The sequence below is a fragment of the Planotetraspora sp. GP83 genome, from assembly GCF_041262585.1.
In the GTDB taxonomy this organism is placed as follows: Bacteria; Actinomycetota; Actinomycetes; order Streptosporangiales; family Streptosporangiaceae; genus JAOEGB01.
The window spans coordinates 185,916-196,620 of record NZ_JBGCBZ010000016.1; the positions used below are offsets into that span (position 1 = coordinate 185,916).

Genomic DNA, 10,705 nt, shown 5'->3' on the forward strand with positions numbered 1-10,705 from the left:
CCTCTAAGGATGGGCGTTCCCGCTGGTAAGGTCCCCGGTTTTCCGGACATGGTCAAACCAGCTGACGCCCTGCCAGTCGTCCGCGAGCATCCCTCACGCGCCGCACCAGTGACGTCTCTGGCGCGTTGCAGTTCGGTCACACGTGCGTCAGCGGGGCGTCACACGCAATCAACCGCGTGAGCCCCAAAAAGCCTAGCTAGGGCGCAAAGCCCACATAAGGGTACATCTACCATGTGACCTGCTTTGCATGCCCAAGCGGAAGCCATAAGCCCCCGTGCCGTTGTCCCCATACCACGATGTCCTGGGCTACCTTTGACCAAAGTCGCAGTCGAGCCTCAATTGAGCACCCAGTCGAGGCCGGCGCGACAGCCGTACCCGACCCCAGCGAGAAGCCGACGGACCCCCATCGCAGGCTCCTCATCAACCACCATCCAATAGAGTCCTTGCCATGAGCCAGCCGGAATCCGCTGTCGCGGACGCCCAGGCGGGCGGCCGAGCCCCGGAATCGCTGGCCGCGCTCGCCGAGCGTTACGGACTGCGTCGTGCGATCGCACGCCCCAGCCTGCCCGCCTACCTGCGCCAACTGTGGGACCGGCGGCACTTCATTCTTACGTACGCCACGTCGAGGAACGTCTCGAAATACTCGGAGTCGGCCCTCGGCCAGCTCTGGCAGGTGCTGACGCCGCTGCTGAACGCGGCGGTCTACTGGCTGATGTTCGGCATCATCCTGGGTCAGAGCAAGCACATCGACAACTACCCCGCGTTCCTCATCACCGGGGTCATGGTCTTCACCTTCACCCAGCGGACCGTGACGGGCGGCGCCAAGTCGATCTCCTCGAACCTGTCACTCATCCGCGCGCTCCACTTCCCGCGTGCCGCGCTGCCGCTGGCCTACGCGATCCAGGAGCTCCAGCAGCTCGGCTGGTCGATGGGGGTGCTCATCCTCCTCGTGCTGGTCACCGGGGAGCCGATCAGCCTGCTCTGGCTGCTCATCCCCGTCGCGCTGCTCATGCAGCTGGTCTTCAACCTCGGCGCGAGCCTCTTCATGGCCCGCATCGGCGCCTTCATCCGCGACATCAACCAGCTGCTGCCGTTCATCCTGCGCACCTGGCTCTACGCCTCCGGTGTCTTCTACATGATCACCGACAAGACCAGGGGCCTGCCGGACATGCTCCGGTGGGCTCTGGAGTTCAACCCCGCCGCCGCGTACATCGAGTTCATGCGCGATCTCCTGATCTACCAGCGGTTCCCCGAGCGCTGGGCATGGACGACCTGCCTGTTCTGGGCGGTGTTCGCGCTGATCGCCGGGTTCTGGTACTTCTGGCGCGCCGAGGAGAGGTACGGCCGTGGCTGAGATGACGCAGGAGTCCCTGAGCGAGGAGCGGCCGACGATGACCGTCGGAACACCGACGGTCATCGTCGACGACCTGCACATCGTCTACAAGGTGTACGGCGCGGCCAGCGAGTCCGAGAAGGGCAACGCGGCCAACGCCCTCATGCGCATCCTCCGCCGCCAGGGGCGCCCGCAGATGAAGGAGGTGCACGCCGTCAAGGGCGTGTCCTTCGTCGCGCACCACGGCGAGGCCATCGGCATCATCGGCCGCAACGGCTCGGGCAAGTCGACGCTGCTGCGGGCCATCGCGGGGCTGCTGCCGCCGCACAAGGGGGCCGTCTACACCAACGGGCAGCCGTCCCTGCTCGGCGTCAACGCCGCCCTCATGAAGGAGCTCACCGGCGAGCGCAACATCGTCCTCGGCTGCTACGCCATGGGCATGTCGCCCACCGAGCTGCGCGAGAAGTACGACGACATCGTCGACTTCTCCGGCATCGGGGAGTTCGTCCAGTTCCCCATGTCGACCTACTCCTCCGGCATGGGCGCCCGGCTCCGCTTCGCGATCTCCTCCGCCAAGACGCACGACGTCCTGCTGATCGACGAGGCCCTCGCCACGGGAGACCGCGACTTCAAGCGCAAGAGCCAGGAGCGCATCATGCAGATGCGCGAGTCCGCCGGCACCGTCTTCCTGGTCGCCCACAACCTCGACGTGATCGAGGAGACCTGCAACCGCGTCATCTGGCTGCACAAGGGCAAGATCAAGATGGAAGGCGACCCGCAAGAGGTCCTGGAGGCCTACAACAAGGCCTGACCGTTCACTGGAGGGCTGAACCATGCCGACGCAGGCACCGATCCCATACGACCACCTGCCCGAGGTGGCCGAGCTCACCGTCGAGAGCGACGACATCCGCCACGGCGAGCGCAAGCCCGAGGCCCACGTCTACAACGGCTGGGGGATGACCGGACAGAACCTCTCCCCGCACCTGCGGTGGTCCGGCGCCCCCGACGGAACGAAAAGCTACGCCGTGACGTGCTTCGACCCGGACGCTCCCACCGGGAGCGGTTTCTGGCACTGGGTCCTGTTCGACATCCCGGCCGATGTGTTCGAGCTTCCGACCGGAGCGGGCACCGCACCCGAGTTCAAGGGGCTCCCGGCGGGGGCCAGGCACGCCCGCAACGACTTCAACGCCAAGCAGTACGACGGGGCCGCACCGCCGCCCGGACACCCGCACCGGTACATCTTCGCCGTCCACGCCCTCGGCGTGGAGACGCTGGGCCTGGAGACCGACAGCCCTCCGGCGGTGGTCGGCTTCAACATCACGGCGAACACGCTCGCCCGCGGCTACATCGCACCTGTGTACGAAACCTGATGCCAAAGCGCCCGCTGTTCTACTATGATTCGAACGGAGATTCGAGCTAGGGAAGGGGCGGGATGAGCGACCTGGCGACGGCGATCGACTATTTGGCCGCCGAAGATCCCTCAGAGCTGCCGGTGGGGACGCTCACCGAGCAGCTGATCGACCTGCACTGGCAGATGGCCCGGCTCCAGGCCCAGATCGCCCGGCGCACCTGCCTGCGCGTCCCGGCGACATGAGCGCGACGACCTGAGACCCGAAAGTACGGCCGGCGCCCCCAGGGTGGGGACGCCGGCCGTACTCGTCTCGCGGCGGCGGAGAAGGTCAGCTGGCCTTCGCCAGGGCGGTCCCGCTGCCCTGCGGGAGCGAGCCGGTGACGGTCGCCGGGACGGCGGTCACCGCGGTCGAGGCCTGCGCGTCCACCGCGGCGGTCGCCGAGGCGGCCAGGGACGCCGTGGTGCCGGCGACCGCGGTGGCGGCCGCGGCCGGAGGGGCCGTCTCCTGCTTGACGCTCGTGACCGTGCTCTTCACGTCGGCGTTCGCCTGGCTGGTCGTCGCCTGGGCCTGGGACTGGACGGAGTTCTTCACGCTGGTGGCCGGCGTCTCGCACGGGACCAGCACCAGCAGGCCCCCGGCGATGTTGCCGGTCGCCGCGACGGCGGCGTTGAGGTTGAGCAGCGCCGTGACGTTGGCGGCGGCGTTCAGGTTGACCGCTCCGACCGCCGTGGCCGCGATTGGAGCCGCGGCCTGGACGGCGCCGGCCGCCTCGCCCGTGGCCGCGACGGCCGGCTTGCCGACCTGGGCGACGGCGGCGGCAGCCGCGTTGGCCTTGGCCACCACGACCGCGTTGATGTTGGCGTTGACGTTGGCGGTCGCGTTGAGGACCGCGACGAGGTGGGCCTCCAGCGTCGCCACCACGTTCGCGGTGAGGTTGGCGGTGGCCGTGGCGGTGATGCTGGCGGCCAGGTTCGCCGCGGCGGCGAGCTGGGCGTTCGCCTGGGCGGAGAGACCGGCGGTGGTGGTGCCCGCGATGTTGGCCACGGCCACGAGGTCGGCCCTGATCGCGGCGGTCAGGTTCACCGCCACGCCCACGACGGCCGTCGCCTGCGCCGTGGCTCCCGCGGTGGCCCCGCCGACCGTGTCGTTCTGGAGATCGGCCAGCAGCGTGGCGACCGCCGTGATGCGAGAGTCGCACACCTGGTTGCAGGCGTCGGCATGGGCCGGAGCGGCCATCATGCCCGCGATGCCGACCGTTACGGCGACGACGGCTGCCCTAACGACTCGTTTCATTTATTGCCCCCGGTTCATATTCCTTTTCACGAGAGTGGGAATGACGAACCCAAGAACCCCCGTGCGTCGGCGGGCGCGCCGACAAAGACGACCGCTTTTCTATCACCCTTCGGGGGCCGGGGAATGTGCGCTCGATCAGGGCAGCGACCAGGGCAAGGATCAGGAAAGTCCGGATATTGGATGGCTCACGACCACCCGGCGGTCAGGCCATACCCGGCGCGGGAGAAAGCCACGGTAAACATGCCGCCCAGGCTTGGAGGCGAGATTTTCCGCTCGCTTTTAGAACGCTCGGCGCGCCCCGGCCCAAATCCGGGCCACGGGCGTCGCCTCGCCCTGCCGTACGAGATCGTCGGCGCCGAGATTTCAGGGATGGAAGTGCGAACTATCGCGACATATCTCGATAGGAGCTACGCTGAGAGCGTGACTTCCTTGACCCCCTACGCCGGCGACGACCCCGCGCAGCGCGCCTCCGACGCGGACCGCGACCGGGTCGCCGCCATCCTCGGCGAAGCGCTGGCGACCGGCCGCCTGACCAGCACGGAGCACGCGGACAGGCTCGACGCGGCCTACGCCGCCGTCACCATGGGCGATCTGGTGCCCCTGACCAGGGACCTGCCGCAGGTCTCCGGCCCCACATCCCTGCCCGCCACCGAGAAGCAGGAGGTCGCGGCCGTCTTCAGCAAGGTCATCCGGGGAGGCCGCTGGGTGGCCGGACGCCACACCGAGCTGCGATCCACCTTCGGCGCGCTGATCGTCGACCTGACCGACGCCGTCATCCCCGGCCGCGAGGTCACGCTGGAGCTCAACTCCTTCTGCGGCAAACTGATCGTGACCGTGCCTCACAACGCCCACGTCATCGACGAGGGCATCGCCCTGTTCTCCAAGCGGGCGGTGACGGGCGGCAAGACGGAAGGAGACGGCCCGCTGATCCGGGTGACCGGAAAGGCCGCGTTCGGCAAGATCGTGGTCTACCGGGAGGCGTATCCCTGAGGGCCTACGATTCGGGCATGCAATCCGGAGGCCGTGTGGCGCCCGTGGCCCTCGACGCCATGGGTGGTGATAACGCGCCCGGCGAGATCGTCGCGGGAGCCGTGCAGGCCGTGCGGGAGCGAGGGGTCCCCGTCGTCCTGGTTGGCCAGCCGCGCCTGCTTCACCAGGCGCTCTCCGAGCACGACGCCGTCTCCGAGATCCCGATCGTGCGCGCCGAGGAGGCCCTCGCGATGGACGAGGGCGCCCTGGCCAGCCTCCGCCGCCCGCGGTCGAGCATCGCCATCGCCTGCCATCTCGTACGGCGGGGCGACGCGGCGTCCGTCGTCTCCGCCGGGTCCACCGCCGGGATCGTGGCCACCGGGCGGCTCCGCCTGCGCGCCCAGCAGGGGGTCGTCCGCCCCGCGATCGCGGTCGCCCTCCCGACCCGGCCCACGCCTACCGTGCTGCTGGACGCCGGGGCCACCGCCGACGCCAAGCCGGAGATGCTGGTGCAGTTCGCCCACCTCGGCGTGGCCTACGCCGAGGCCGCGCTCGACCTCAGGAGCCCCCGTGTCGGACTGCTGACCATCGGCGCGGAGGCGGAGAAGGGCAACAAGCTCGCCAAACGGGCCCACGAACTGCTCGCGGCCACCCCGGGCATCGACTTCACCGGCAACATCGAGGGCCACGACCTGCTCGCCGGCAAGGTCGACGTGGTCGTCACCGACGGCTTCACCGGCAACGTCGCGCTGAAGACGCTGGAGGGCAGCGTGCGGTACGCCTTCGGCCAGCTCAGGGAGACGATCGGCGAGAGCCGCGTCGCGAGGATCGGCGGCCTGCTCCAGCGGGCCAGGCTCAGGGAGCTGTCCGACCGGCTCGACCCCGAGGCCCACGGCGGCGCCGTACTGCTCGGCCTGAACGGGACCGTGGTCATCGCGCACGGGTCCTCCAAGGCGAAGGGCATCGCGGCGGCGTGTGAGCTGGCCTCGCGTCTGGCCGCCCAGGGGATCGTCGCCCGGATCGGCGAGCGGGTCGCCTCCACCCCCAAGTCCCACCGCCTCTGGTGAGGGCACCTCAGGCGACCTGGGGAGCGGACGGCTCAATGGAAAGGCGAGCGCGATTGGGCCGCCGATAAGCTTGGGGGCATGACCGACCCGCAACTCGTGCTCGCCGAGCGGGTCCAGCAGGCGCTGGGCACCGCCTTCGGCCAGGAGTACGCCACCGAAGATCCGCTGATCAGGCCCTCCCAGTTCGCCGACTATCAGGCGAACGTCGCGCTCAGCCTGGCCAAGCGGCTCCGACGTGCGCCGCGGGAGGTCGCCCAGGCCCTGGTGGACGCCCTGAACCAGACCGGCCAGACCGACATCACCGTCGAGATCAGCGGGCCCGGGTTCCTCAACCTGACCCTGAGCGACGGGTGGATCGCCGAGCAGGCCGTCCGGCAGCTCGGGGACGAGCGGCTGGGCGTGCCACAGCCTCCGGCCAAAACCGTCGTGATCGACTACTCGGCGCCGAACGCCGCCAAGGAGATGCACGTCGGACACCTCCGGACGACGATCGTCGGAGACACCCTCGCCCGCACCCATGAGCACGTCGGCAACCGGGTCGTCCGGCAGAACCACCTCGGCGACTGGGGCACGCCGTTCGGCATGCTCATCGAGAACCTGATCGACGTCGGCGAGGACGAGGCGCTGAGCAGGCTCGCCGCCGGCGACGGCAACGCCTTCTATCAGGAGGCGCGGCGGAAGTTCGACGGCGACGCCGACTTCGAGGAGCGGTCCCGCCGGAGGGTGCCGCTGCTGCAGGGCGGCGACCCCGACACCCTCCGGCTATGGCACGAGTTCATCGAATACACCAAGCGCTACTTCAACCATGTCTACGACATGCTCGGAGTGACGCTCGCAGACGCGGACATCGCGGGCGAGAGCATGTACAACCCGATGCTGGCCGACGTGTGCGACGAGTTGGAGCACGCCGGCGTCGCCGAGATCAGCGAGGGCGCGCTCTGCGTCTTCCCGCCCGGCTTCACCGGCCGCGACGACCTGCCCCTGCCGCTCATCATCCGCAAGAGCGACGGCGGGTACGGCTATGCCACCACGGACCTGGCCGCCATCCGCTACCGGGTGCGCGACCTCAAGGCCGACCGCATTCTCTATGTCGTGGGCGCCACCCAGTCGCTGCACTTCCAGATGGTCTTCGCCGCGGCGCGCATGGCGGGCTGGCTCCACGACGAGGTCAGCGCCGAACACGTCCAGATCGGCAGCGTCCTCGGCAGCGATGGCAAGATGTTCAAAACCCGGAGCGGCGAGTCGATCAAGCTCACCGAGCTGCTCGAAGAGGCGGTCATCCGGGCCGAGGCCGTCATCGCCGAGCGCGGCTACGACCCCACCGCGCGCAGGGAGATCGCCCGCCAGGTCGGCATCGGCGCGGTGAAGTACGCCGACCTGTCGGTCAGCCACGACAGCGAGTACGTCTTCGACTTCGACCGCATGCTCGCCCTGACCGGCAACACCGGGCCCTACCTCCAGTACGCGGTGGCTCGAATCCGCTCGATCTTCCGGCGCGGTGAGCTCGACCCATCGGACTTCACAGGGCCCATCACTCTGGGCGAGCCCGCCGAACGGGCTCTGGCCCTGCAACTGCTGGGCTTCGGCTCAGTCGTCGAGGCGGTCGCGGAAACCTCCGAGCCGCACCGCCTGTGCAACTACCTGTTCGATCTCGCGCAGGCGTTCACCGGATTCTTCGAGAGCTGCCCGGTTCTCAAGGCCGAGGAGCCCGTCCGCTCGTCGCGCCTCGCCCTCTCGGGACTCGCCCTCCGGGTGCTGCTCCAGGGGCTCGACCTGCTGGGCATCGAAGTCCCCGAGCGCATGTAGGGATATTTCGGGACACGACGTAGCACCCACGCCCGAGCGGGGTCAACTCTACGGCCCCGCCCGGCGCGCCTGTTCCCTCCCGCCCACGTCAGGCGTCTAGTCTGGCGCGGTCAAGGGAGTGCCTGCCAATCCCTCGGGGAGCGTTTTCGCGTGAGCATGGACCTGACCACGAGCCCGGACCCGGGGGGTCTGGCCGACGCGACGGAGCTGCACCGCTACGCGCAGGCGCTCCTCGTGCACCTGGCGGCCGACGGAAGCGCGCCCAGCCTCCCCCCGGGTGTCACCGACGTGCCTGGCTACTGGCTGGCCCCCGCCGTCGAGGCCCTGGTGCTGACCATGTCGGGCAAGGACGCGCAGGAGCCGGTGACCCTCGCCACCCAGCTCGACGATCGGCGCACCTCGCTCTTCCTGTGCCTGGCCTTGGCCGTCTGCGGCCAAGGGGACCGGATCCACGCGTCCTGGCTCGGCACCGCCTTCGGCGAGCTCGCGGACGACCGCCCCGTCACCACCGGACAGCGAGCCCTGTGGCTGGCCGCGGCCCGAGGGGCGTACGGCCCGGTCGGCAAGATCTTCGTACTGCGGAAGCTGGACGCGGTAGCCGTACCGCCAGAGGACGAGCTCTGGCTCAAAGCCCTCGTGCCGGAGGAAACCGCGGCGGCGGCTCATGGGGTGGAGGCTCATGGGGTGGAGGCTCATGGGGTGGAGGTCGCTGCGGTCGTGCCTCCGTCGCTTGACGGGTTCCCCGGCCTGGCCGGCGTGCCGGAAATCGCCAAGACCGCTCAGGCCGCCGCGCGGCTCCGCCTGCTCCGCGAGCGATGCGCCGAGATCACCTCCGCGCCCAAGCCCGCCGAGGTCTCGAAGGTCGACACCGCGACGGTCTGGCCCGACGACGAGCCGCTGGCCGTGCTCCGCGCCCTGATCGGCCAAGGCGGCCCCGAAGGCCCGCTGAGCTCGCTCAGCGGGCACCTCCTCCAGGACGTACGGCCCGGCGCCGACCCGCATCTCGCGGCGCTCGCCCTCCACGTGGCGGCGCCGGCCGTGAAAGCGGCTGCCGAGTCTCTCGTCGAAACGGTCAAGGCCCCGCCGCCCGAGTCCGTGACCGTGCCGATCCTCGGCCACCCCGTCACGCTACGGCCGGACGGTCCGGACCAGGAGTCGATCGCCGCGGCCGAGCTGAAGATAGTGACCGACTGCGTGCCCAGGCAGCGCCGCCAATGGCCGGGATACGCGCTGGCCGGTCTGGCGGGAGTCGTCTTCGTCGCGGGCTTCGTCGTCTCGCCGCTGCTCGCCCTCGCGGGCCTGACCCTCGGCCTGTACAGCGGCTATCTCATCTGGCGCCAGCGGGCCCGGGAACTGGCCGATCTCCAGCACGTCCAGGCCCGGGCCGGTCAGCTGTCCGACCTGGCCGACAAGGCTGTCGCGGCCTTCCGCCAGTACGTCGAGGAGTCGGGCCAGCGGACGGACGCCGCCGCCGAGGACCTGACCGAACTCACCCGCGCCCTCCGCCGCGGCCCCCGCGCCGCGTAACGGCCGGACTGGCCCCAGGCCCTTCCGCGCGCAACGGAACCGTCGACGGCCGATGGGTCGCGGAGTGGACGAGTGACTGATGACGGGGCAGGTGACTGATGATGGAGGGCCGGTGACTCATGACGCGCGGCAGCTGCTGGTCTGTTCAGCCGCTGCGGGTTGCTGTCAGGCTGTCGAAACCTCGACACTGGCGGGCGTGAGCAGGAACACCTTGTCCGCGATCCGCTCGATCCGGCCCTCACAGCCATAGGCGAGCCCCGCCGCGAAATCCACCATCCGGGTAGCCTCTGTCGTCGACATACTGACGACATCCATCACGACCGTATGCCCCTCACGGAAATGCCGCCCTATTGTCAGAGCATCGTCGTATTTCTGCGGCCGGACCATGACGATCCGTGCGGGCTCCCCCGAAGGTTGCCAGCGCTTGGCCGCCCGCTCGGACGCCGGCATCCACTCATCATCCCCGTAATCGTCGTCGCCGTAGGCCTCGTCATACTGCTCCACCGCGCCCAGGCCAAGGTAGCTCGCCACCTTGCGCACTGCCCCCATCGGCATGTCCTTTTCCGGCTTGTCCTTTTCCGGGTTGTCCCGATACGTGGGACGGTAACTGACGATTCAGCGGAACCCCGGCGACACGCCCGATCATTTAATTGATTTTGGCTGGAGAATATAGAGGTCGAGTATGTGGGTCTACATCGTGGATTGCTTGACTCTTCAAGAGTAACCCGCCCGCCGTCTACCCCGGCGGAACTGCCTAAAACGACTTCTCTGCACCTCCCGCCGGTGGCGGTCGATCGGGCTGCGGACGACATGGCCAGCGACCTGTCCGCGGGCGCGGTGGCCGCTGTCCGTAGGCACGGCGTCGGGCGGGTGCTCCGGCCGGCCGTGACAGTTGCGGTCCGGTGAAGCCGCGTTCGCGGCCCTTCGCGGGCGCGGTGGTCTCTGGCATGGTCTTACGCCGGCCTCCGCACCCACCCGCCCCCGCGCCAACTCTCCCGCCATACTTACTCAACCCCGCACGCATCGAGCCTCTGCAACGCTTGAGGACTAGCGGCCCCGCAGTGCGATTTCCACCTGCCGGGGAACCCGCAAACTCCCAAACTGGCCGGATCATCGTCTTGACGTGAGTCCAGCGCGCCATGGCTCCCAGCCACACAATCGACCCGTACAACGACGACGACAAGATGGCCCAGCCGAGACTGGAGGCGGCCATGCCGGCACCGGCTCGCCGTGCTCGTGAGCACTGTCAACGACGCTCGAATCCTGGATCTGGCCCACATCTCGTGATCATCACGACCCCCTGTGAGCATCACGTCGTGAGGAGCACGCGCTTGCGAAGCAGGTCGAAGGTGGCGCGG

General features: G+C 69.1%; 10 protein-coding genes. 8 read left to right on the top strand and 2 right to left on the bottom strand.

Going from position 1 to position 10,705, the window contains the following annotated elements:
• Nucleotides 1–448: 448 nt before the first annotated feature.
• The 4 genes from ABH927_RS22740 (at nt 449) to ABH927_RS22755 (ending at nt 2,927) form a co-directional block, all read left to right on the top strand.
• Entirely contained in the window at nt 449–1,354 is a 906-nt protein-coding gene (locus ABH927_RS22740) for an ABC transporter permease (protein WP_370024280.1), read from the top strand.
• Nucleotide 1,355: 1 nt separating this feature from the next.
• Nucleotides 1,356–2,144 (top strand): ABC transporter ATP-binding protein, encoded by a 789-nt coding sequence (locus tag ABH927_RS22745; RefSeq protein ID WP_370024293.1) that lies wholly within the window; start codon nt 1,356–1,358, stop codon nt 2,142–2,144.
• Nucleotides 2,145–2,166: 22 nt separating this feature from the next.
• A complete protein-coding gene (locus ABH927_RS22750) occupies nt 2,167–2,703 on the top strand; it encodes a YbhB/YbcL family Raf kinase inhibitor-like protein (RefSeq protein WP_370024281.1) in 537 nt (178 codons plus the stop codon).
• Nucleotides 2,704–2,765: 62 nt separating this feature from the next.
• Entirely contained in the window at nt 2,766–2,927 is a 162-nt protein-coding gene (locus ABH927_RS22755) for a hypothetical protein (RefSeq protein ID WP_370024282.1), read from the top strand.
• Between the two features lie 85 nt (nt 2,928–3,012).
• On the opposite strand, the gene ABH927_RS22760 is transcribed toward ABH927_RS22755, so the two are convergent.
• Nucleotides 3,013–3,978: a hypothetical protein gene (locus tag ABH927_RS22760; protein WP_370024283.1), complete on the bottom strand. Its 966-nt coding sequence runs from the start codon at nt 3,976–3,978 to the stop codon at nt 3,013–3,015.
• A 420-nt stretch (nt 3,979–4,398) separates the two neighbouring features.
• Between ABH927_RS22760 and ABH927_RS22765 the strand changes: the two genes are divergently transcribed.
• The 4 genes from ABH927_RS22765 to ABH927_RS22780 all read left to right on the top strand — a co-directional run bounded on the left by ABH927_RS22765 (nt 4,399) and on the right by ABH927_RS22780 (nt 9,347).
• Nucleotides 4,399–4,968 carry a DUF1707 domain-containing protein gene (locus tag ABH927_RS22765; RefSeq protein WP_370024284.1) on the top strand — a complete coding sequence of 190 codons (570 nt, stop codon included), beginning with the start codon at nt 4,399–4,401 and terminating at the stop codon, nt 4,966–4,968.
• 17 nt (nt 4,969–4,985) lie between these two features.
• Complete coding sequence (plsX, locus tag ABH927_RS22770; RefSeq protein ID WP_370024285.1) at nt 4,986–6,014, top strand: phosphate acyltransferase PlsX; 1,029 nt, start codon at nt 4,986–4,988, stop codon at nt 6,012–6,014.
• 78 nt (nt 6,015–6,092) lie between these two features.
• Nucleotides 6,093–7,820 carry an arginine--tRNA ligase gene (gene argS / locus ABH927_RS22775; RefSeq protein ID WP_370024286.1) on the top strand — a complete coding sequence of 576 codons (1,728 nt, stop codon included), beginning with the start codon at nt 6,093–6,095 and terminating at the stop codon, nt 7,818–7,820.
• Between the two features lie 156 nt (nt 7,821–7,976).
• The gene (locus ABH927_RS22780) at nt 7,977–9,347 is read left to right on the top strand and encodes a hypothetical protein (RefSeq protein WP_370024294.1); all 1,371 of its coding nucleotides are present in this window, start codon (nt 7,977–7,979) and stop codon (nt 9,345–9,347) included.
• Nucleotides 9,348–9,512: 165 nt separating this feature from the next.
• Here ABH927_RS22780 and ABH927_RS22785 read toward each other — a convergent pair whose 3' ends face one another.
• The gene (locus tag ABH927_RS22785) at nt 9,513–9,896 is read right to left on the bottom strand and encodes a cell division protein SepF (protein WP_370024287.1); all 384 of its coding nucleotides are present in this window, start codon (nt 9,894–9,896) and stop codon (nt 9,513–9,515) included.
• Between the last annotated feature and the right edge of the window lie 809 nt (nt 9,897–10,705).

Excerpts from the sequence above, each read along its gene's own strand:
- ABH927_RS22780 (WP_370024294.1), top strand. The coding sequence starts at position 7,977 with ATGGACCTGACCACGAGCCCGGACCCGGGGGGTCTGGCCGACGCGACG.
- ABH927_RS22785 (WP_370024287.1), bottom strand. The coding sequence starts at position 9,896 with ATGGGGGCAGTGCGCAAGGTGGCGAGCTACCTTGGCCTGGGCGCGGTG.
- ABH927_RS22750 (WP_370024281.1), top strand. The coding sequence starts at position 2,167 with ATGCCGACGCAGGCACCGATCCCATACGACCACCTGCCCGAGGTGGCC.
- ABH927_RS22740 (WP_370024280.1), top strand. The coding sequence starts at position 449 with ATGAGCCAGCCGGAATCCGCTGTCGCGGACGCCCAGGCGGGCGGCCGA.
- ABH927_RS22760 (WP_370024283.1), bottom strand. The coding sequence starts at position 3,978 with ATGAAACGAGTCGTTAGGGCAGCCGTCGTCGCCGTAACGGTCGGCATC.
- ABH927_RS22745 (WP_370024293.1), top strand. The coding sequence starts at position 1,356 with ATGACGCAGGAGTCCCTGAGCGAGGAGCGGCCGACGATGACCGTCGGA.
- argS (WP_370024286.1), top strand. The coding sequence starts at position 6,093 with ATGACCGACCCGCAACTCGTGCTCGCCGAGCGGGTCCAGCAGGCGCTG.
- ABH927_RS22755 (WP_370024282.1), top strand. The coding sequence starts at position 2,766 with ATGAGCGACCTGGCGACGGCGATCGACTATTTGGCCGCCGAAGATCCC.
- plsX (WP_370024285.1), top strand. The coding sequence starts at position 4,986 with ATGCAATCCGGAGGCCGTGTGGCGCCCGTGGCCCTCGACGCCATGGGT.